General features: G+C 72.0%; 18 protein-coding genes. 8 read left to right on the top strand and 10 right to left on the bottom strand.

Annotated features, from left to right (window positions below):
- Complete coding sequence (locus ACZ52C_RS03400) at positions 1 to 693, bottom strand: class I SAM-dependent methyltransferase (RefSeq protein ID WP_469073166.1); 693 nt, start codon at positions 691 to 693, stop codon at positions 1 to 3.
- Between the two features lie 103 nt (positions 694 to 796).
- Positions 797 to 1,789 (bottom strand): acyltransferase domain-containing protein, encoded by a 993-nt coding sequence (locus ACZ52C_RS03395; protein WP_469073422.1) that lies wholly within the window; start codon positions 1,787 to 1,789, stop codon positions 797 to 799.
- Between the two features lie 87 nt (positions 1,790 to 1,876).
- Between ACZ52C_RS03395 and ACZ52C_RS03390 the strand changes: the two genes are divergently transcribed.
- On the top strand, positions 1,877 to 2,143 hold the full coding sequence (locus ACZ52C_RS03390) for a DUF6343 family protein (RefSeq protein ID WP_469073165.1): 267 nt from the start codon (positions 1,877 to 1,879) through the stop codon (positions 2,141 to 2,143).
- 15 nt (positions 2,144 to 2,158) lie between these two features.
- Here the strand turns inward: ACZ52C_RS03390 and ACZ52C_RS03385 are convergent, their stop codons facing one another.
- The 4 genes from ACZ52C_RS03385 to rpsA all read right to left on the bottom strand — a co-directional run bounded on the left by ACZ52C_RS03385 (position 2,159) and on the right by rpsA (position 5,926).
- Positions 2,159 to 2,539, bottom strand: a complete 381-nt coding sequence (locus ACZ52C_RS03385; protein ID WP_469073164.1) for a tetratricopeptide repeat protein — start codon at positions 2,537 to 2,539, stop codon at positions 2,159 to 2,161.
- A 49-nt stretch (positions 2,540 to 2,588) separates the two neighbouring features.
- Positions 2,589 to 3,218, bottom strand: a complete 630-nt coding sequence (gene coaE, locus ACZ52C_RS03380) for a dephospho-CoA kinase (RefSeq protein ID WP_469073163.1) — start codon at positions 3,216 to 3,218, stop codon at positions 2,589 to 2,591.
- A gap of 103 nt (positions 3,219 to 3,321) precedes the next feature.
- A complete protein-coding gene (locus tag ACZ52C_RS03375) occupies positions 3,322 to 4,260 on the bottom strand; it encodes a PAC2 family protein (protein WP_469073162.1) in 939 nt (312 codons plus the stop codon).
- Positions 4,261 to 4,429: 169 nt separating this feature from the next.
- The gene (gene rpsA / locus ACZ52C_RS03370) at positions 4,430 to 5,926 is read right to left on the bottom strand and encodes a 30S ribosomal protein S1 (protein WP_086800035.1); all 1,497 of its coding nucleotides are present in this window, start codon (positions 5,924 to 5,926) and stop codon (positions 4,430 to 4,432) included.
- Positions 5,927 to 6,237: 311 nt separating this feature from the next.
- Here rpsA and ACZ52C_RS03365 point away from each other — a divergent pair, with 311 nt between their 5' ends.
- Positions 6,238 to 7,155, top strand: a complete 918-nt coding sequence (locus tag ACZ52C_RS03365) for a class I SAM-dependent methyltransferase (RefSeq protein ID WP_469073161.1) — start codon at positions 6,238 to 6,240, stop codon at positions 7,153 to 7,155.
- Between the two features lie 25 nt (positions 7,156 to 7,180).
- Positions 7,181 to 9,676, top strand: coding sequence for an ATP-dependent helicase HrpB (gene hrpB, locus ACZ52C_RS03360; protein WP_469073160.1), 2,496 nt, complete (start codon positions 7,181 to 7,183; stop codon positions 9,674 to 9,676).
- On the opposite strand, the gene pgfA is transcribed toward hrpB, so the two are convergent.
- The 3 genes from pgfA to ACZ52C_RS03345 all read right to left on the bottom strand — a co-directional run bounded on the left by pgfA (position 9,666) and on the right by ACZ52C_RS03345 (position 12,768).
- Entirely contained in the window at positions 9,666 to 10,658 is a 993-nt protein-coding gene (pgfA, locus tag ACZ52C_RS03355) for a cell envelope lipid trafficking protein PgfA (RefSeq protein WP_469073159.1), read from the bottom strand. The two genes, hrpB and pgfA, sit on opposite strands and share 11 nt — an antisense overlap.
- A 22-nt stretch (positions 10,659 to 10,680) precedes the next feature.
- A complete protein-coding gene (locus tag ACZ52C_RS03350; RefSeq protein WP_107073670.1) occupies positions 10,681 to 10,815 on the bottom strand; it encodes an SPW_0924 family protein in 135 nt (44 codons plus the stop codon).
- A 159-nt stretch (positions 10,816 to 10,974) separates the two neighbouring features.
- The gene (locus ACZ52C_RS03345) at positions 10,975 to 12,768 is read right to left on the bottom strand and encodes a lytic transglycosylase domain-containing protein (RefSeq protein WP_469073158.1); all 1,794 of its coding nucleotides are present in this window, start codon (positions 12,766 to 12,768) and stop codon (positions 10,975 to 10,977) included.
- Positions 12,769 to 13,145: 377 nt separating this feature from the next.
- On the opposite strand from ACZ52C_RS03345, the gene ACZ52C_RS03340 reads away from it, so the two are divergent.
- Positions 13,146 to 13,997, top strand: coding sequence for a DUF4184 family protein (locus tag ACZ52C_RS03340; protein WP_469073157.1), 852 nt, complete (start codon positions 13,146 to 13,148; stop codon positions 13,995 to 13,997).
- 494 nt (positions 13,998 to 14,491) lie between these two features.
- On the opposite strand, the gene polA is transcribed toward ACZ52C_RS03340, so the two are convergent.
- On the bottom strand, positions 14,492 to 17,218 hold the full coding sequence (polA, locus tag ACZ52C_RS03335; protein ID WP_469073156.1) for a DNA polymerase I: 2,727 nt from the start codon (positions 17,216 to 17,218) through the stop codon (positions 14,492 to 14,494).
- Positions 17,219 to 17,423: 205 nt separating this feature from the next.
- Here polA and ACZ52C_RS03330 point away from each other — a divergent pair, with 205 nt between their 5' ends.
- From ACZ52C_RS03330 to ACZ52C_RS03315, 4 genes are all read left to right on the top strand, one after another.
- A complete protein-coding gene (locus ACZ52C_RS03330) occupies positions 17,424 to 19,703 on the top strand; it encodes an FdhF/YdeP family oxidoreductase (protein WP_469073155.1) in 2,280 nt (759 codons plus the stop codon).
- A 64-nt stretch (positions 19,704 to 19,767) separates the two neighbouring features.
- Positions 19,768 to 20,256: a PaaI family thioesterase gene (locus ACZ52C_RS03325; protein ID WP_469073154.1), complete on the top strand. Its 489-nt coding sequence runs from the start codon at positions 19,768 to 19,770 to the stop codon at positions 20,254 to 20,256.
- 81 nt (positions 20,257 to 20,337) lie between these two features.
- Positions 20,338 to 20,748, top strand: coding sequence for a hypothetical protein (locus tag ACZ52C_RS03320; RefSeq protein ID WP_469073153.1), 411 nt, complete (start codon positions 20,338 to 20,340; stop codon positions 20,746 to 20,748).
- Entirely contained in the window at positions 20,745 to 21,398 is a 654-nt protein-coding gene (locus tag ACZ52C_RS03315; RefSeq protein ID WP_469073152.1) for a Tat pathway signal sequence domain protein, read from the top strand. Before ACZ52C_RS03320 ends, ACZ52C_RS03315 begins: the two co-directional genes overlap by 4 nt.
- Positions 21,399 to 21,557: the final 159 nt, after the last annotated feature.

Raw genomic sequence — 21,557 nt, 5'->3', positions numbered from 1 at the left:
TCATCCCATCGGCACCGCCTTCACCCAGATCCGGTCCTCCGTCAGATACCGGTCCACCGTCAGCCCCGCCTCCGCCAGCGCCTCCTCGAACTGCTCCTTGGTCAGGGGGCGCGAGCGGAACGTCTGGGTCCACTCGCCGTCCGGGAAGACGTACTCCGCGAACACCGAGTTGACCCCATCCCCGACCGGTTCGGTCGAGGCTATGCGGACGGTGAAGCCTCGGGGGTCGACCCGTTCCCTCGGGACATCGGTGTGGTAGTCCTCCCCCTCGCGCTGGATCAGCACGAAGCCGTCGTCCGCGAGATGCCGCAGACAGGCCGCGAGCATCCCGCGCCGCACCTCGGGGTCCCCGGTGTGGACGAGGAAGGAGGCGAGGAGCACCACGTCGAACGTCTCGCCCAGGTCGAGTTCCTCGATCGAGGCGTGGATCGTGCGGGCGCCGCGCACCCGCTCCAGCATCTGGGCCGACTCGTCGACGGCCGTGACGGTGAAGCCCCGCTCGATCAGGGGGTGGGTCATCCGGCCCACCCCGCAGCCCAGTTCGAGAATGCGCGCGCCCGCGGGTGCGACGCTCGCGATCACCTCCGGTTCGTCCCCGACCGGCAGTCGTGCGTACAGCTCGACCGCGCAGCCGTCCGGGGTGATCGCCCCGGACCCGGTCCCCTCGTACCCCTCACGCGTCTGAATGCCCATGTCCGTCCAACGGCCGGGCGTGCAGGGGTCGTTCCTGCCAGGAATCACCCGATGGGGTGAACTTGCTTGTCCGGCGACCGAGTTGGGGTGGTCCTTGCATGCCTCACCAGGCGAACCAGCCGTGCCCGCTGTACCAGTGCCCGCCCGCGCGCAGATGATCGCCCACGGCCCGTTCGAGACGCGTCCGGCGCGGCAGTGTCTCCAGCGGCAGGTCGGGGTCCCCGAACACGAAACGGACCGGCAGGTCGTCCTCGGGTTCGCCGGTGGTACCGCCGACCCGGAACCGCCGCTGGAACCGGACGATGTTGGAGTCCTCGGGCAGATAACGCCGCAGCTGCGGATCGAGGAGCCAGGAGTGGCAGCAGCCCGCGGTGTACCGCTCCTCGGGGAAGTGGCGGGCGAAGAAGTCGTGGGCCGACGCCAGCGAGCGGTCGCACGCGGTCGGCGTCAGGGGCCCCGCGTAGTCGGGTATGTGCAGGTCGATGCAGGGCTCCCCGGGCCCCAGGGGGAGGCCGGCCACCGCCAGCGCGACACCCTCCCGGCCGGCCACCCGGGACCGCTGGTACTGCAGGCGGCCGAGCTGGAACAGCTCCCCGTGGAAGTGCAGCGCGAACCAGGTCGGCGCGACGAGCCCGCCCACGCCGTACCTCCGGCGGTGCAGCACCAGCCCGCGGCCCAGGTCGGCGAGGGTGCGCCGGGAGATGTCGTCGGGAATCCCGCGCTCCCGGTGGTACGCGCGCACGTACGGCAGGGCCGCCACGAAGACGAACACATGGAAGTAGCGGCCGAGCGGACCGGAGTCCCACGGCAGCGGCAGGAGCCTCGGCCCCTTGCCGACCCTGCCCAGGTCCCGCGCCAGACCGTCGACGCACCGCCCGAGCAGCCAGGTCGCGCCCTCGTCGGCCGCCAGGGTGCGGCGCAGCGCGATCAGGTCGTTGACGTCCTCGTACGGCACGGCGAGGTCCACCAGCGTGTCGAACAGTTCGTCGTCGGCGTCCGGCAGCCGGGCCTGCACCGCGCGGGCGCTCCCGCTCTCCTCCAGGCCCCCCAGCCAGTCGGCGAGCCTCTCGTCCGCCCGCACCGCGTCCAGCAGCACCATCGTCTCCCCGTTTCCGTCGGTCTCCTGGGGAAACGCGTGGGACGAGGAGTACGTTTCCGAACAGGACGAGGAGGAGTGGCGTCGATGCGTACCGGCAGTGAACCGACGACCGCGCGCAGTCCTCTGCGGATGCGGCTCTGGCTGAGCGTATGGGGCCTGATCTGGGCGATCGCCGGGACGGCGGCCTTCGCTGTCGTCGGCCGTCCCGGCTGGGCCGTGGCCTGCGGGGTGCTGTGGCTGATCGTCACCGTGGACCTGTTCATGGTCCTGCGCCACATCCGTCAGGGCCCGCACTACCAGCCGGGCCGCGACGTCCCGCCGTACCAGCCGCCCCGGCATCACCATCCGTAGCGGCGGGACCGTCCGTCAGGAGTCGAACCGGGCCGCTTCCACGTACTGCGGGTTCGGGTCGAGGGCCGCGGCGAGCCGGAAGTGCCGCTTGGCCTGGTCCGGGCGGGCCTGGCGCTGGTAGGTGCGGGCCAGGGCGAAGTGCGCGAACGCGTTGTCCGGCTCGCGCTCCAGGACGATGGTGAACTCCAGCTCCGCGGGACGCAGTTGGGCCGCCGCGAAGAAGGCACGGGCGCGCAGCAGCCGGGCGGCCGTGTTCTCGGGATGCTCGGCTATGACTCGGTCGAGCAGCTTGACCGCGCCGCGGGGGTCGTTCGCGGCGAGCAGTTGCTCGGCGGCGCGGAAGTCGATGACATGCGTCTGAGGGCTACGTCCGGTGGAACCGCTGGTCTGAGGCACGGCTGAGTCCTTCCCTTGCTGGGACGGTTCAACGCCCCCCGCGACCCCGCTATTCCTGTGTGTGTTCGGATCCCGTCCGGGACGCGTGGGCCCGGCGGGCGAGGTCCTCCCACACCTCCCGCACGCGTCGCCGCAGGTCGTCGAGGGGGCCGTCGTTGTCGACGACGATGTCCGCGATCTCCAGCCGCTGCTCACGGGTCGCCTGGGCGGCCATGCGCGCGCGGGCGTCCTCCTCGGTCATGCCGCGTAGCCGTACCAGCCGGTCGAGCTGGGTCTCGGGGGCCGCGTCCACGACGACCACCAGGTCGTACAGCGGGGCCAGGCCGTTCTCGGCGAGCAGGGGGACGTCGTGGACGACGACGGAGTCCTCGGCGGCGGCGCTCTCCAGCTCTCGGGAGCGGGCGCCCACCAGGGGGTGCACGATCGCGTTCAGCGCGGCGAGCTTCTCCGGGTCGGCGAAGACGAGGGAGCCCAGCCTGGGGCGGTCCAGGCCGCCGTCCGGCGCGAGGACGCCCTCGCCGAACGTCTCGACGACCGCCGCGAGCCCGGGGGTGCCGGGTGCGACGACCTCACGCGCGATGCGGTCGGCGTCGATCAGCACGGCGCCGCACTCCACGAGCAGCCGCGACACCTCGCTCTTGCCGGCGCCGATGCCGCCGGTCAGACCCACTTTCAGCATGTCCGGCAGCTTAGGCCCTGCCGTCGGCGCGGTGGTGGGAGACCCGGATTCTCCGGATCGCACGAGGCTCGGCGTCAGGCCTCCCACGGCCCCGGCAAGCGGTTCAGCCGTCGCCCTCGCGCTCCGCCAGGAACTTCTCGAACTCCCGCCCGATCTCGTCGGCGGAGGGGATGTCGACGGGCTCGGCGAGCATGTTGCCCCGTGTCTCGGCACCAGCGGCGGCGTCGTACTGGTGCTCGAGGCCCTGCACGAGGGCGACCAGTTCCTCGTCGCCCTCGCGGATCTGCCGGTCGATCTCCGTCTGTGTGCGGTGCGCCTCGGTGCGCAGGGCGTGGGCGACGGAGGGCAGCACCAGGCCGGTGGCGGCCGTGACGGCCTCCAGGACGGTCAGGGCGGCGTCCGGGTAGGGCGAGCGGGCGATGTAGTGCGGCACGTGCGCCGCGACGCCCAGCACGTCGTGCCCGGCCTCCATCAGGCGGTACTCCACGAGCGACTCGGCGCTGCCGGGCACCTGGGCCTCCTCGAAGGGGCTGCGGTGGCCGGGGACGAGCTCGGCCCGGTTGCCGTGCGGGGTGAGGCCGACCGGGCGGGTGTGCGGGACGCCCATGGGGATGCCGTGGAAGTTCACCGACAGACGGACACCGAGCCGCTCCACGATCTGGCGGACGGCGGCCGCGAACCGCTCCCACTCCACGTCCGGCTCGGGGCCCGACAGCAGCAGGAACGGCGCTCCGGTGGCGTCCTGGACGAGCCGTACCTCCAGGGCCGGCACCTCGTAGTCGCTCCAGCGGTCGCGCTTGAAGGTCAGCAGCGGGCGGCGAGCCCGGTAGTCCACGAGCCGGTCGTGGTCGAAGCGGGCCACCACCTGGTGGGGCAGCGAGCCGAGGAGCCGTTCGACGATCTGGTCGCCCGTCTCACCCGCGTCGATGTATCCGTCGAAGTGGTAGAGCATGACAAGTCCCGCCGACTCCTGGGCGAGCGCCATGTCGACGACTGCCAGGCCTTTCGGCTCCCATGCGTACAAACCCTGCGGATCAAGCACTGTGACCGCTCCTCCTCGTGTTCGTACTGCACAACGCGGGGCGGGGGCCCGGCATTCCCGGGAACGTGAACACCTCGGCGGGGACGTCCGGTTGATGACGCACCTCGGGCCCGCGTCCAGGAAGGACGCGGGCCCGAGGTGTCATCGGCTAGCTCTCAGCCGTGTGCGTTCAGCTCTGGCCGCCGGCCAGCTTCTCGCGGAGCGCGGCGAGGGCCTCGTCCGAGGCGAGCGCGCCGGAGGTGTCCGCACCCTCGGAGGAGTAGGAGCCACCACCCGCGGCCGGAGCCGCACCCGCGGCGTCGCCGCCCTCGGCCGCGGCAGCGGCGTCGGCCTCGCGGGACTTGATGACCTGGGCCTGGTGCTGCTCGAAGCGCTGCTGCGCCTCGGCGTACTGGCCCTCCCAAGCCTCGCGCTGGGTCTCGTAGCCCTCGAGCCAGTCGTTGGTCTCGGGGTCGAAGCCCTCGGGGTAGATGTAGTTGCCCTGGTCGTCGTAGGACGCGGCCATGCCGTACAGGGTCGGGTCGAACTCGACCGAGGCCGGGTCCGAACCGAAGGACTCGTTGGCCTGCTTCAGCGAGAGGCTGATGCGACGACGCTCGAGGTCGATGTCGATGACCTTGACGAAGATCTCGTCGTTGACCTGGACGACCTGCTCCGGGATCTCCACGTGGCGCTCGGCCAGCTCGGAGATGTGGACCAGACCCTCGATGCCCTCGTCCACGCGGACGAACGCACCGAACGGAACCAGCTTCGTGACCTTGCCGGGCACGACCTGGCCGATCTGGTGGGTCCGGGCGAACTGCTGCCACGGGTCTTCCTGGGTCGCCTTCAGCGACAGGGAGACACGCTCGCGGTCCATGTCGACGTCGAGGACCTCGACCGTGACCTCCTGGCCGACCTCGACGACCTCGGAGGGGTGGTCGATGTGCTTCCAGGACAGCTCGGAGACGTGGACCAGACCGTCGACGCCACCCAGGTCCACGAAGGCACCGAAGTTGACGATCGAGGAGACCACGCCGGAGCGGACCTGACCCTTCTGGAGGGTCGTGAGGAACGTCTGGCGGACCTCGGACTGGGTCTGCTCCAGCCAGGCACGGCGGGACAGGACCACGTTGTTGCGGTTCTTGTCCAGCTCGATGATCTTCGCCTCGAGCTCCTTGCCCACGTAGGGCTGGAGGTCGCGGACGCGGCGCATCTCGACGAGGGAGGCCGGCAGGAAGCCACGGAGGCCGATGTCGAGGATGAGACCACCCTTGACGACCTCGATGACGGTACCGGTGACGATGCCGTCCTCTTCCTTGATCTTCTCGATGGTGCCCCAGGCACGCTCGTACTGGGCGCGCTTCTTCGAGAGGATCAGGCGGCCTTCCTTGTCCTCCTTCTGGAGAACAAGGGCTTCGATCTCGTCGCCGACCTTGACGACCTCGTTCGGGTCGACGTCGTGCTTGATCGAGAGCTCGCGGCTCGGGATGACACCTTCGGTCTTGTAACCGATGTCGAGCAGGACCTCGTCCCGGTCGACCTTCACGATGACGCCGTCGACGATGTCGCCGTCGTTGAAGTACTTGATCGTCTCGTCGATCGCGGCGAGGAAGGCTTCCTCGTTACCGATGTCGTTGACCGCTACCTGCGGGGTGGTGGCGGTGGTCTCGGTGCTGCTCGTCATGTGGGAAAGGGCTCCGGTACGGACGGTGAGTCGTAGGTACTGCTACGCCGGGAGCCCGTATCGCTCTGAAGAAGCCGGACAGCATAGGAAGCGCCACGAAAATCCGGTGGCGCCTCGACAACCGAGGGGACATACGACAGATGCGAGCGCAGCCTGCTACGTCTGAGGTGCGCAGGCCCGCAGCGCAACTTGTAGCATACGGGGGCAGCCGGGCAGGGTCAATGCGCGAAGGCGCACACCCGGGGCGGAACGCCGCATACCCGGCACAAAACCTGTCCCATGAGGCCACGCAGGCCTGGGAGACCCCTCTCGTGTCACCGCCGGAGCGGGTCGCCGCACGCAGGTTACGGAAGAGTACGACGAGGGAGCCGATCATCCAAGAGTCCGAAGTCCACGAAGCCGACGCGGCCCACGGGGCCGGCGGTGCGTCCGAGGCGGACGAACCGGAGGCCACCCGCCGCGACGCCGGGGTGACGGAGAGTTCCCGGGCCAACCGGGGCTGGTGGGACCGGAACGCCGACGACTACCAAGTCGAGCACGGCACGTTCCTCGGCGACGACCGCTTCGTGTGGTGCCCGGAGGGGCTCGACGAGGTGGAGGCGGAGCTGCTGGGGCCGTCCGAGGAGCTGAAGGGCAAGGACGTCCTGGAGATCGGCGCCGGCGCCGCGCAGTGCGCGCGCTGGCTGGCCGCCCAGGGGGCCCGTCCGGTGGCCCTGGACCTCTCCCACCGCCAGCTCCAGCACGCGCTGCGCATCGGCGCGCCCTTCCCCCTGGTGTGTGCCGACGCCGGCGACCTGCCCTTCGCGGACGCCTCCTTCGACCTGGCGTGCTCGGCGTACGGGGCGCTGCCCTTCGTGGCCGACCCGGTGCGGGTGCTGCGGGAGGTCCGCCGGGTCCTGCGCCCCGGGGGCCGTTTCGTCTTCTCGGTGACCCATCCGATCCGCTGGGCCTTCCCCGACGAGCCCGGCCCGGAGGGGCTGTCCGTCTCCGGCTCCTACTTCGACCGCACGCCGTACGTCGAGCAGGACGAGGCGGGCGACGCCGTGTACGTGGAGCACCACCGCACGGTCGGCGACCGCGTCCGGGACGTCGTGGCCGCGGGCTTCCGGCTGGTGGACCTGGTCGAGCCGGAGTGGCCCGCCTGGAACACCTCCGAGTGGGGCGGCTGGTCCCCGCTGCGCGGGAACCTGATCCCGGGGACGGCGATCTTCGTGTGCGAGCGGGACTGAGCCGGGCGCGCGACACACTGGGGGCGTGATCCGTTACGACGCCCTGGACGCGCTGCCCGTGCGCGCCGCCCTGCCCTCGCTGGACGACGCCCTGGAGAGGCACGGCACCGCCGTCCTCGTGGCGCCGCCCGGCACCGGCAAGACGACGCTGGTGCCCCTGGCCCTGGCGGGCCTGTCGGACGGCCGGCCGGCGCGGCGGGTGGTCGTCGCCGAGCCGCGGCGGATCGCGGCGCGGGCGGCGGCCCGCCGGATGGCGTGGCTGCTGGGCGAGAAGCCCGGCGACAGCGTCGGCCACACCGTGCGCGGCGAACGGGTCGTGGGGCCGCGCACGCGCGTGGAGGTCGTCACGACCGGTGTCCTGCTGCAACGGCTGCAACGCGACCAGGAGCTGCCCGGGGTCGATGTCGTCGTGCTCGACGAGTGCCACGAACGGCATCTGGACGCGGACACGGTCGCCGCGTTCCTGCTCGATGTGCGGGCGGCGCTGCGGCCGGAACTGCGGCTGGTGGCGGCGTCGGCGACGACCGACGCGGAGGGTTGGGCGCGGCTGCTGGGCGGGGCGCCGGTGGTCGCGGCCGAGGGGGTGTCGTATCCGGTCGAGGTGGTGTGGGCGCCGCCGGCCCGTCCGGTGCGGCCGCCGCACGGGATGCGGGTGGACCCGGCCGCGCTGACGCATGTCGCGTCGGTGGTGCGGCGGGCGCTGGTCGAACGGGAGGGCGACGTCCTGTGTTTCCTGCCCGGCGTGGGCGAGATCGCGCGCGTGGCGGGGCAGTTGGGCGGGCTCGGTGACGTGGAGGTGCTCCAGGTGCACGGGCGGGCGCCCGCCGCCGTGCAGGACGCGGTGCTGGCGGGCGGGGAGCGGCGGCGGGTGGTGCTGGCGACGTCGGTGGCCGAGTCGTCGCTGACGGTGCCCGGGGTACGGGTGGTCGTCGACTCCGGGCTCGCGCGGGAGCCGCGGGTCGACCACGCGCGGGGCATCGGCTCGCTGACGACGGTACGGGCCTCGCAGGCGGCCGGACGGCAACGGGCCGGGCGGGCCGGGCGCGAGGCCCCCGGTGCCGTGTACCGGTGCTGGGCGGAGGCCGAGGACGCCCGTCTGCCCCGCTTCCCCGCGCCGGAGATCAAGGTGGCCGACCTGACGGCGTTCGCGTTGCAGGCGGCGTGCTGGGGCGACCCGGAGGCCACGGGGCTCGCTCTGCTGGACCCGCCGCCGGGCGGGGCGATGGCGGCGGCGCGGAACGTGCTCTCGGCGATCGGGGCGGTCGACTCCGCGGGCCACGCCACGGATCGGGGTGTACGCATGTCCCGCCTGGGCCTGCATCCCCGGCTGGCCCGGGCCCTCCTGGACGCGGCACCGCTGGTGGGCGCCGAACTCGCGGCGGAGGTCGTGGCGCTGCTGAGCGAGGAGCCGCCCCGGGAATACGGCGACGACCTGGCCGCCGCGTTGCGAAGCGCCCGGCGCGGGGGCGACGCCTACGCGGCCCGTTGGCGCGCGGAGGCCCGGCGACTGCGGACCGCATCGCCGCCCGCGCCCGCGGCGGGCGCCGGGGGCGAGCACGGGGCCGGAGTGGTGGCCGCTCTGGCGTTCCCGGAGCGGGTGGCCCGACGCGACGACGGGACGTTTCTCATGGTCTCCGGGACCCGGGCCGAGGTGTCGGAGGCGTCCGGGTTGCGAGGAGTGAGCTGGATCGCCGTCGCCGTCGCCGACCGGGCGGTGGGGAGCGGGCACGCGCGCGTGCGGCTCGGGGCCGCCGTCGACGAGGAGGTCGCCCGGGAGGCGGCCGGGGGTCTGTACCGCCGGGACGAGGAGGTCGTGTGGCGGGACGGGGACGTGGTGGCCCGGCGGGTGGAGCGGCTGGGGGCGGTGGAGCTGGCGGTGCGGCCGTTGCGGGAGGCGGAACCCGACCTCGTACGGGAGGCGTTGCTGGCGGGGCTGCGGGAGGAGGGGTTCGGGCTGCTGCGGTGGTCCGAGGACGCGGCGCGGCTGCGGCAGCGGCTGGCGTTCCTGCGACAGCGGCTCGGTGAACCGTGGCCCGATGTGTCCGACGGCGCCCTGCACGCGCGCGTGGCGGAGTGGCTGGAGCCCGAGCTGAGCCGGGCCAGGCGGCGGGCCGACCTCGGGCGGATCGACGCCGGGCAGGGGCTGGAGCGGCTGCTGCCGTGGGCCACGGGGGACGCCGTACGGCTGGACGAGCTGGCGCCGGAGCGGATCGAGGTGCCGAGCGGGTCCCGGATCCGGGTCGACTACACGCGGCCCGAACAGCCGGTGCTGGCGGTGAAGTTGCAGGAGATGTTCGGGCTGCGGGAGTCGCCCGTGCTGGCCGGGGTGCCCGTGCTGGTGCATCTGCTGTCCCCCGCCGGGCGGCCCGCCGCGGTCACCGCCGACCTCGCCTCGTTCTGGCGGGACGGGTACCGGGCGGTGCGGGCGGAGTTGCGGGGCCGGTACCCGAAGCATCCGTGGCCACAGGACCCGGCGACGGCCGAGCCCACCCGGCACACCAACGCGCGGCTCAGGCGTTGACCGGCTCGGACGCCGGGGGTTTCGCGGACTGCGGTGCGCCGGGCCTGCGGCTGCGGGCCTCGACGTAGAGGGAGAGGGCGAGCAGCAGCAGGCCCAGGCCCAGGAAGCCCCAGGGGAGGTAGGAGGTCATGAGGAGGACCGGCAGACGCTGGGACGTGACCAGGTCGACGGTGTGCTCGATGTAGTCCTCGCGCATCTTCACGTGCCCGGCGAAGGCGGTCACCTTCTCGCGGTCGCCCAGCAGCGTCCCGCCGCGCAGTTCCTCCTTGTGGATCTCCTCGCCGTAGACGGGGGCGCCGGTGACGGGTTCGACCCAGAACTTGCGGACCGTGGTGTACCAGCGGGTGGTGCCGGTCTGGGCGACGGTCTCCCGGGTGATGCCCTCCACGGGCATGGTCCGGGGGAAGGGGACCTGGGTCCAGGGGATGGTCTGTTCGAAGTAGTAGACCTCGACGCCGCGGAAGTCCTGGGTGCCCTTGTAGTGGATGGGGGCGGTGATCCGGGCCTGGGCGTCGAAGTACTCGTAGTCCCTCTTCTCCGTGAGGAAGGGCCACTTGAACTCCAGGCCCTGGCGTTTCACGGGGTCGCCGTCGACCGACTCGCCCTCGGCGTGGACGGGTTCCTGGGTGTGGGCGTCGAAGATGTAGCGCTCGGGGATGCGGGAGACCATCTCGCCGTCGGGGCCCTGGACGTACGACAGGCCGTCCCAGACGACGACGTCCCGGTCGGTCGTCCTCTCGATCTGCTCGGAGGCCTCCACATTGCCTTTGAGGGTCTGCACGATGGTGACCTTCGGGACCGTGCGGGCGGTCATCGTGCCGTAGTCGAGCAGGGTGGCGTCCTCGGCCTCCAGAACCATGTCCTGGTACTGGTTCGCCGGGATCTTCGCCAGGTTCGGGAAGGCGTACCAGCGCAGCAGTGGGGACAGCGCGGTGCAGAACACGGCGAGCGCGAGCAGGATCAGACCGGCCCTACGGCGCATCTCGGGCCTCCCTCCCTGGCGGTCACGGATGTGCGGGGACCGTCGTCAGCAGTGGCTTCGGTGAGGTCTTCCCCGTCGGTGAGCCCAGCGCGGTGAGCGTGAACACCAGGGCGAAGGCGAGGGCGAGACCGGTCACGGCGGCGATCAGGGCGCGCATACGGACCTCCCGGCCACGGGCCTGATGACGGGAACTGATACATCGTCAGGTCCGGCACGGTAGCAACGGGCGGGCGAGATGAGAACAGGTCGCGCACACACGGCGGCGGCGCCCCTCGGTGGAGGAGGGGCGCCGCCGTGGTCGTACGGGCGAGGGTGCCTAGGACTCGCTGGGGCTCGGCGTCGCCGGCTGCGTCGCCTCCGTCGTCCCGGTCGGCGCGCTCGGCTCGGTCGTCCCGGCCGGGGCCTCCACCTTCAGTTCGAGCGTGAGGGTCGCGCCGCCCTCGGTCTCGATGCGCAGCAGGAACGTGCCGGTGGCGTCGTCGGAGTAGAGCTTCGGGAGCGTGAGGGCACCGTCGGCGTCGGTCTCCAGGGCGGTCAGGGCGCGTACGGGGTTGCCCGCGGCGTCCTTGAAGTAGGGGCCCTTGTCGTTCGCGGTGGGGTCGAGGAGGGACTTGATCAGGGTCGCCTTGACGGCGACCTTGTCGGCGACCGCTCCCTTGTAGGTGGCCTTGACCGCGATCTGCTCGGCGAACTCGCCCTTGGGCACGCAGGTCAGCGCGCCCGTGCCGGTGCGGGCGAGGGCGTCGGCCCGGCGGGCGGTGACGGTGACCTTGTGGTCGAGGGCGGTCACGGTACGGCCCACGACGGTGGACCGGACCGTGACGGTGCCGGTCTTCTCGCCGGCCACGAGCGCGGGCGCGGTGGCCTTGCCCGTGCTGTCGGTGATGACGGTCGCCACCTTCTCGCCACCGAGGAAGGTGGTGTCGGTGTCGCCGACGACGGCGAAACGGACCCGGACCTTGGCGACGGCCTTGCCGGCCTTGGTCTCGGTGCGGGTGGCGAGCTTGCCGGTGAAGGTGTCCCCGGCCATGGCCGTGAGGTTCGACGCGCCCGCGTTCTCCAGGTGGTGCACGGTGTCCGTGGGGGTGGGCGGCGTCGAGGGCGGCGTGGTGGTGGGCGGCTTCGGGGTGCTGCCGCCGCCGCCCGGCTCGTCGGTGCCCGGCTTCTGCGGCTTCGAGGGGTTCGACGGGTTGGACGGGTTCGACGGCTTGGGGCTCGGCGAGGAGTTGCGGCCCCCGTTGTCACCGCTGCCGCTGCCGCCGGTGTTGTTGCTGTTGCCGCCGCTGGGGTTCTGCGGCAGGGAGCCGGTGCCGTCCGGGATCTCGTGGGTTCCCTTGCGGTAGTGCTCCAGCCACGTCATGACGGTGTTGTAGTACTCCGTCGAGTTGTTGTAGCTGAGGATCGCGCTGCGCAGGTTGGCGTCGTTCGACAGGTCCCAGTCGAAGCGGCACAGGTAGTGGCCGGCGGCGAGGGCGGCGTCGTAGACGTTGTTGGGGTCCTTGGCGCCGTCGTCGTTGCCGTCGCGGCCCGCCCACTCCCAGGTTGAGGGGATGAACTGCATGGGGCCGACCGCGCGGTCGTGCGTGCGGTCGTCGTCGTAGGCACCGTCGTCGGTGTCGCTGATGTTCGCGAAGCCGTTGCCGTTGAGCGGGGGGCCGAGGATCTTCTTCCCGGTCGTCGTGCCTTCGGCGTCGACACGGCCGCCGCTCGCCTGGCCGGACTCGACCTTGCCGATGGCGGCGAGGAGTTGCCAGGGCAGGTTGCAGCCGGGCTTGGACTGGCGCAGGGACGCCTCGGCCTTCTTATAGGCGTCGAGGACGGTCGCGGGTATGCCGCTCTCGTTGCCGCCGGCGCCGGAGGTGCCGCCCGGACCCGTCGTCGGGTTGGGGCTGTCGAGGGTCGGAAGGTCCGTGTAGTACCGCGAGTTGCCGGTGGCGGTGTCGTCGGCCTGGGTGCTCATCTCCGGGGAGGGCGAGCCCGTGGTCTGTCTGCCCGCGCCGTCGGTGGTCACTCCCGGGGCCTGCGAGGCGGCCATCGCCGCCACGGTGGCCGCGGCCAGGACGGTGGTGGCCGCCCCCTTGCGGAGCCTCAAACCGAACTGCGCCGCCATTGAGTGAACCCCTCCCGGTGGCCGAACGCCTTGGCGTTCTTCCCGTCTACGTGATGTCTCGGGCATTTCTTCCGGTTTCGCCGGACCGGCTTCCCCGCCCAGGTACACCGACTCCGGAGTTCCGGTCTTGGTTGCACTGTTCCGGCATTCCTTTTCCAGAACTCCGGTGACCACCGCGCCGACCGGCGCGACGGCCCAGGCGACCCTACGACAACTTCCGTCGCCCGGACACCCGTTCGTGCCCGATATTCACCGATTGGCCTTATCGGTTTGCTGTCTGCCGATGTCTTTCCGGGGGCCGGACCCCTGTCGCGCATACTGGCGACCGGTCATCGCCGGTCGCTCCGTCCGGCCAAAGTCCGTCACAGGGGGACGACTTGCCCTTCACGCTCAGCCACGCGGCCGCCGTACTGCCCGCCCTGCGGGGGAACGGAACCGGACGCGGGCCCCTGGTGCCCTCGGTGCTCGTGGCCGGTTCGTTCGCGCCCGACATGACCTACTACGCGGCGAGTGTGCTGCCCGAGGCCATGGAGTTCGGCGACGTCACCCACTCCTTCGCCGGGGTCTTCACCGTCGACGTGCTCGTCACCTGGGCGATGGTCGGGCTGTGGCTGATGCTCCGGGAGCCGTTGGTGGCGCTGCTGCCGCGGGGGCGGCAGGGACGGGTGGCCGCGCTGGTGCGCTGCGGGACGGGCGCGCGGCGGTTCAGCCCGTCGGTCGCGCTGTGGTGGTACGTCTCGGCCGCCCTCGGTTCGCTGACCCATGTCGTGTGGGACGCGTTCACGCATCTCGACCGGTGGGGGATGCGGCTCTTCCCGGTCCTCGGCGAGGAGATCGCGGGCTCGCCGCTCTACTGGTACCTCCAGTACGGGGGCTCCGCGGTCGCGGCGGTCGTGCTCGTCGTCTTCGTCGTGCGGGCGCTGCGCCGGCAGCCGGCGGACGAGCCCGTGGGCGTGCCGGCCCTCTCCCCGGCCGACCGGTGGGTGGCGGGCGTCGTCATCGGGGGGTGCGCGCTGGTCGCGGCGGTGCAGCGGGTGGCCCGGTGGTGGGCGCACTGGGGGTCGGTCGCCAAGCCGTACGAGGTGATCCCGACCGTGTGCTTCGGGGCGGGCGCCGGGCTGGTGATCGGCGTGATCCTCTACGGGATCGGGGTCAGGGCGCGGCGCCCGGCTCCTGCCGTCGCGGTGCCCGCGGCCGACGCGGAGGCGGACAGTCCGGTCCGCCGCTGAGCGAGGCGCGCCGGGCCGGGGCTCCGCTGGGGATGCGGGGTCGGGCGGCACGGGCGGCGTACGGCGGGACGTGGCCGAGGAGGGCCGCGAGGGGGTGGGTCAGCGGCCAGGGGTAGAGGCTGTGGGGCCGGCGGACGCGGGGGCGGGTCCAGGGGCCCCGGGGGAAGCGGGACCGGACCCCTGACAGACGGGTGCCGGCTGTCGCTGTACGACGGCGGAGCGTGCGTATGCCCATGCGGGCATCCTTACGGCTGCGCTCCGCCGGGGGCGCGGTGGTGGGGGCCGGTCGGGTGAGTGCGGGGGTTTGCGGGGCCGCGTTCGGGTGCGGGTGTGTGTGGGCTGGTCGCGCAGTCCCCACGCCCCTGAAAAGCAGGGGCTGCGCCCCGTGCTTTTCGGCCCGAAAGGCCGGAGGCCTTTCGGGGGCGCGGGGAACTGCGCGAGAAGCCCCACCGGACCCGCACCCGAACGAACCCCGCCCTCGCCCTGCGTATCCGCTAGTGCGCCGCCGACTCCCAGTCCGGGCCGTGGCCCACCGAGACGTCCAGGGGGGCCCGCAGATGGACCGCGTTGGACATCTCGTGGCGGAGGAGCTGTTCGGTGCGCTCGCGTTCGCCGGGGGCGATCTCCAGGACGATTTCGTCGTGGACCTGGAGGAGCATCCGGGAGGCGAGGCCCGCCTCGTCCAGGGCGCGGCCCACGTTGAGCATGGCGATCTTGACGATGTCGGCGGCGGTGCCCTGGATCGGCGCGTTCAGAGCCATCCGCTCCGCGGCCTCGCGGCGCTGGCGGTTGTCGCTGTTGAGGTCGGGGAGGTAGCGGCGGCGGCCGAAGAGCGTCGCCGTGTAGCCCGTGGCCCGCGCCTCGTCCACGACCCGGCGCAGATAGTCCCGCACCCCGCCGAACCGCTCGAAGTACGCGTCCATCAGCGAGCGCGCCTCGCCCGCGTCGATGTTCAGCTGCTGGGAGAGGCCGAACGCGGACAGGCCGTAGGCCAGGCCGTAGGACATCGCCTTGATCTTGCGGCGCATCTCCGCGTCCACCGCCGACTGCTCGACCCCGAACACCTGGGCGGCGGCCGTGGTGTGCAGGTCCTCGCCGGAGGTGAACGCCTCGATCAGGCCCGCGTCCTCGGAGAGGTGGGCCATCACGCGCAGTTCGATCTGGCTGTAGTCCGCGGTCATCAGGGATTCGAAGCCCTCGCCCACGACGAAGCCGCGGCGGATGGCGCGGCCCTCGTCCGTGCGGACGGGGATGTTCTGCAGGTTCGGGTCGACCGAGGACAGCCGGCCCGTGGCGGCGACCGTCTGGTTGAAGGTGGTGTGGATCCGGCCGTCCCCGGCGACCATCTTGATCAGGCCCTCGACGGTGACCCGGAGCCTCGCCTGCTCGCGGTGGCGGAGCATCACGACCGGCAGTTCGTTGTCCGTCTGGCCGGCCAGCCAGGCGAGGGCGTCCGCGTCCGTGGTGTAGCCCGTCTTGGTGCGCTTGGTCTTGGGCAGGCCCAGCTCGCCGAAGAGGACCTCCTGGAGCTGCTTGGGCGAGCCCAGGTTGAACTCGTGCCCCGCCGCCGCGTGCGCCTCCTTCACCGCCTGCTGCACGGCGCCCGCGAACATCTGCTCCATGGCCTCCAGATGCGCCCGGTCCGCCGCGATGCCGTGCCGCTCCATCCGGGCCAGCAGCGCGGAGGTGGGCAGCTCCACGTCACGCAGCAGCTCCGCCGCGCCGACCTCCTCCAGCCGCTCCCCGAAGGCCTCGCCCAGGTCGAGGATCGCGCGGGCCTGCACCATCAGCGCGTCGGCCTCGGCGCCCTCGTCCGCGCCGAAGGCCAGTTGGCCGTCGGCCGTGGCGGCGGGGGCCAGCTCGCGGCCCAGGTACTCCAGGGAGAGCGCGTCCAGGTCGAAGGAACGGCGGCCCGGCTTGACCAGGTAGGCGGCGAGCGCGGTGTCCATGGACACGCCGTCCACGGTCCAGCCGTGCTCGGCGAAGACCCGCATCGCGCTCTTGGCGTTGTGGAACACCTTCGGCCGGGCGATGTCGGCGAGCCAGGTCGCCCACGCCGTCTCGTCGCTCTCGTCCAGCTGCGTCGGGTCGAACCAGGCGGCCGCTCCCTGGGCGGCGGCGAGCGCGATCTCGGTGACCGAGCCGGTGCCGAGCGCCCAGGTGTCGACGGTGGCGACACCGAGGACGTCCGTGCCGTGCTCGGCGAGCCAGGGGGCCAGCTCGCCGGAGGCGAGCACAGTGCCGTCCACCGCGACGCCGGGGGCGGCCGGCGAGGCGGTGTCGGCCTCCTCGGCGCCCGGGTCGACGGCCAGCAGGCGCTCGCGCAGCGAGGGGTTGCGGATCTCCAGGGTGTCCAGGACCATCGCTACGGCCTTGCGGTCGTACGCGGCGCGCTCCAGGTCGCCCACGCCCTTGGGGAGTTCGACCGTGCGGACCATCTCGGTGAGGCGGCGGTTGAGCTTGACGGCCTCCAGGTGGTCGCGGAGGTTCTGACCGGCCTTGCCCTTGACCTCCTCGACGCGCTCGACGAGATCCGCGAACGAACCGAACTGGTTGATCCACTTCGCGGCGGTCTTCTCGCCGACGCCGGGGATGCCGGGGAGGTTGTCGGACGGGTCGCCGCGCAGGGCCGCGAAGTCCGGGTACTGGGCCGGGGTGAGGCCGTACTTCTCGAACACCTTCTCCGGGGTGAACCGGGTCAGCTCCGAGACGCCCTTCGTCGGGTAAAGCACGGTGGTGTGCTCGCTGACGAGCTGGAAGGAGTCGCGGTCGCCGGTGACGATGAGGACCTCGAAGCCCTCGGCCTCGGCCTGGGTGGCGAGGGTGGCGATGATGTCGTCGGCCTCGAAGCCGTCGACGGCGAAGCGGGCGGCGTGCATCGCGTCGAGCAGCTCGCCGATCAGCTCGACCTGGCCCTTGAACTCGTCCGGGGTCTTGGAGCGGTTCGCCTTGTACTCGGTGAACTCCTCCGAGCGCCAGGTCTTGCGGGAGACGTCGAACGCGACCGCGAAGTGCGTGGGGGCCTCGTCGCGCAGCGTGTTCGCCAGCATCGACGCGAAGCCGTAGATCGCGTTGGTCGGCTGGCCCGTCGCCGTCGTGAAGTTCTCCGCGGGCAGCGCGAAGAACGCGCGGTAGGCCAGCGAGTGCCCGTCCATGAGCATGAGCCGGGGACGGCTGCCGCCGGGGGTGCTGTCGGTCTTCTTCGATGCTGTCTCTGCCACGACCCCGATCCTGCCACGTACCACTGACAGCCGGACCCCAGGGACGTACGGAGGACCGGACGGGGCCGGAACACCGCTCCCTCACCACCCCGCCCCTCTCACCACCCCGCCCCCGATCGCCCTCGTTCCCGTCCGATCGCTCGTGCGAGGATCGGAGGTGTAGCCAACCGCCCGAGCAGCACGTGTATGCGAATGGGGAGCAGTCATGGCCGGCAAGGCGCCGAAGAATGATCCGGTTCAGGACGCGCCCCAGGTCGCGGGGCCCAAGCACGCGGCGGCGGGGCTGCCGGCGATCGGGCACACGCTGCGGATCGCGCAGCAGCAGATGGGCGTGAAGCGGACCGCGCTGACCCTGCTGCGGGTCAACCAGAAGGACGGCTTCGACTGCCCGGGCTGCGCCTGGCCGGAGCCGGACCACCGGCACGCGGCGGAGTTCTGCGAGAACGGCGCGAAGGCGGTCGCCGAGGAGGCCACCCTCCGCCGGGTCACCCCGGAGTTCTTCGCCGCCCACACCGTGGCCGACCTCGCCACGCGCAGTGGGTACTGGCTGGGTCAGCAGGGGCGGCTCACCCACCCCATGTATCTCCCCGAGGGCGGCGACCGGTACGAGCCGGTGTCCTGGGACCGTGCCTTCGACATCGTCGCCGAGGAGCTGAAGGCGCTCGGCTCCCCCGACGAGGCCCTCTTCTACACGTCCGGCCGGACCAGCAACGAGGCCGCCTTCCTGTACCAGCTGTTCGCCCGCGAGTTCGGCACGAACAACCTGCCGGACTGCTCCAACATGTGTCACGAGTCATCGGGCTCGGCGCTCTCGGAGACCATCGGCATCGGCAAGGGCAGCGTCCTGCTGGAGGACCTCTACCAGGCCGACCTGATCATCGTGGCAGGCCAGAACCCCGGGACCAACCACCCCCGGATGCTCTCCGCGCTGGAGAAGGCCAAGGCCAACGGCGCGAAGATCGTCACCGTCAACCCGCTGCCCGAGGCCGGCCTGGAGCGGTTCAAGAACCCGCAGACGCCGCAGGGCATGCTCAAGGGCGCCGCCCTCACCGACCTGTTCCTCCAGATCCGCCTCGGCGGCGACCAGGCCCTGTTCCGCCTCCTGAACAAGCTGATCCTGGAGACCGAGGGCGCGGTCGACGAGGAGTTCGTCCGCGAACACACCCACGGGTACGAGGAGTTCGCCAAGGCGGCCCGCGCGGCCGACTGGGACGAGACGCTCACGGCGACCGGGCTCACGCGCGAGCGGATCGACGAGGCCCTGCGCATGGTCCTCGCCTCGAAGCGGACCATCGTCTGCTGGGCCATGGGCCTCACCCAGCACAAGCACTCGGTGCCGACCATCCGCGAGGTCGTCAACTTCCTCCTGCTGCGCGGCAACATCGGCCGCCCCGGCGCCGGCGTCTGCCCGGTGCGCGGCCACTCCAACGTGCAGGGCGACCGCACGATGGGCATCTTCGAACGGCCCTCCCGCGCGTTCCTGGACGCCCTGGAGAAGGAGTTCGGCTTCGCGCCGCCCCGCGAGCACGGCTACGACGTCGTCCGGGCCATCAAGGCCATGCGGGACGACAGGGCGAAGGTGTTCTTCGCGATGGGCGGCAACTTCGTCTCGGCCTCCCCCGACACGGAGGTCACCGAGGCGGCGATGCGCCGGGCCCGGCTGACCGTGCACGTGTCGACGAAACTGAACCGCTCGCACGCGGTCACGGGCGCGCGGGCGCTGATCCTGCCCACCCTGGGCCGCACCGAGCGCGACCTCCAGGGCGGCGGCGAGCAGTTCGTGACCGTCGAGGACTCCATGGGCATGGTGCACGCCTCACGCGGCCGACTGGAGCCCGCGAGCGGGCAGTTGCTGTCCGAGCCGGCCATCGTGTGCCGGCTCGCCCGGCGGGTCCTCGGCGAGGACAGCAGGACGCCCTGGGAGGAGTTCGAGAAGGACTACGCGACCGTCCGCGACCGCATCGCGCGCGTGGTGCCCGGCTTCGAGGACTTCAACGCGCGCGTGGCCGATCCGTCCGGCTTCGCCCTCCCGCACGCCCCGCGCGACGAGCGCCGCTTCCCCACCGCCACCGGCAAGGCCAACTTCACGGCCGCACCGGTGGAGTACCCGGAGCTGCCCGCGGGCCGTCTGCTGCTGCAGACGCTGCGCTCGCACGACCAGTACAACACCACCATCTACGGCCTGGACGACCGCTATCGCGGCATCAGGAACGGCCGCCGGGTCGTGCTCGTCAACCCCGACGACGCGCGGGAGCTGAAGCTCGCCGACGGGTCGTACGTGGACCTGGTGGGCGAGTGGAGGGACGGCGCCCGGCGGCGCGCCCCCGGGTTCCGGGTCGTGCACTACCCGACGGCGCGCGGCTGCGCGGCCGCCTACTACCCGGAGACCAATGTGCTGGTGCCGCTGGACTCCACCGCCGACACCAGTAACACCCCGGCCAGCAAGTCCGTCGTGGTCCGTCTGGAACAATCGTCCACCGACTGAGCGTTTGCTCAGCAGTCCGGCGCTCCTCCGCCGGCGGCGCACGCGAGACGACGAACGGAGCCCCATGGGCGAGCAGCACCACGCGAAGTTCCCGCAAGAGGTCATCGACGAGTACGCGACCCTCGGCATCGACCTGGTCGCGATGTTCTCCGCCGGCCACCTGGGCACCCGGATGGGCGTACAGATCGTGGAGGCCTCGGCGGACCGGGTCGTCGGCACGATGCCGGTGGAGGGCAACACCCAGCCGTACGGGCTGCTGCACGGCGGCGCGTCCGCCGTGCTGGCGGAGACGCTGGGCTCGGTCGGCTCCATGCTGCACGCCGGCAGCTCCAAGATCGCCGTCGGCGTGGACCTGAACTGCACCCACCACCGGGGCGCACGGTCGGGCCTGGTCACCGGGGTCGCCACCCCACTGCACCAGGGACGCTCGACGGCGACGTACGAGATCGTCATCAGCGACGAGGACGGCAAGCGGGTCTGCACCGCCCGGCTGACCTGTCTGCTGCGGGACGCCCCCACCGCCCCGAGCCCGCGGGACCGAACGGCCGAGTGACCCGTGCGGACGAGGGGCGGGCCGGGGCGGGGACCTGTTCACCTCTGGCCCCCCGGCCCGCGCAGGCCCTAGCGTCGGGGCATGGCAACGGGAGGAGCCCCCTGGCCGGGGGCGGCGCTCGGGTCGGCGCTGCTGATCGGCGTCCTGGTCACCGGGTGCGCGGGGACGACCGACCCGGACGGGCCGGCGAGCCCCTCGACGACCGCGCGGGGCGGCGGCTCGCCGTCGCCCACCCCGCCCGAGAAACTGTGCGCGAGGCTCGTCTCGCACTGGTCGCTGGAGGTGCTGGACGGCGACACCTACGGGGACTATCAGTCCATGGGACTGTCGAACGGGCAGTACGACATCCTGCGGGACGTCGTCGACGAGGCCAGGGCCGAGAAGAGGCGCGCGGGAGCCACCGCGGCGCGGCGACTGATCGAGCGGCGGGCCCGCACGGGCTGCGAGGAGTGGTACCGCTCGGGCGGTCCGGGCGAGGGGCCCTGGAGTTGAGCGGCGTCGGCCCCGTGGAGCCGGGCGAGGGCACGCGCGCGTGGGACGCCGCGGACGGGGCGGCGGACGCGGGCACCCCGCCCCCGCCGCCGCGCGGACGGTACGCCCAGGTGTACGCCCGGCACCGACGCGTCGTGCTCGCGGGGGCGGCGGCCGTCGTCGTGCTCGTGGGCGGCGGCTACCTCTACGCCACGCGGCCCACCTCGGCGCCGACGCCGGAGCCGACCCCGAGGGAGACGCCGTACCCCTCCCAGGCCGTGGTCGTCAGCTACCTCGGCCCGGTGGCACGATCCGCCCGGACGCCGCGCGGCCGCTTCGCCTTCGAGATGGAGCTGGGCGTGCGCCAGGGCCCCCCGGTCACCGTCGAGCGGATGACCCAGCCCTACGAGGGACTGTCCCTGCGCACGGACCCGCGCACTCCGCTCCGGATCGGGACGAAAGAGACCCGAAAGATCGTCGTCACCATGCGGGTCATCGAATGCGGGAAGGCACCGGAGAACGCCGGACTTCCCTTCCTGGATGTAACTCTACGTAATACGCGCGCAATAGAAGCGCATAGTTTCATCTTGGGTGAGCGCTACGCACAGGACCTCTCCGACGCCCTTCGAGTCGCCTGTGGCAACGATTCCGCGTCATCACCAAAAAGCTGAACACTCCTGAACCTACCCGCGTCGACCCTGCACGTTCTCACTATGTGGACAGGGCGAATCGGCCGGAATTCCGCGCATCCACCCACTGAGTACCGCTCTGCATTACCTCGTGTCATAACAAGAGCGTCACAGCCTTGGTCAGACTCTCCTCCACGTTGT

The sequence above is a fragment of the Streptomyces sp. NPDC034049 genome (genome assembly GCF_055575575.1).
This window is presented reverse-complemented; position numbering and strand designations above follow the sequence as displayed.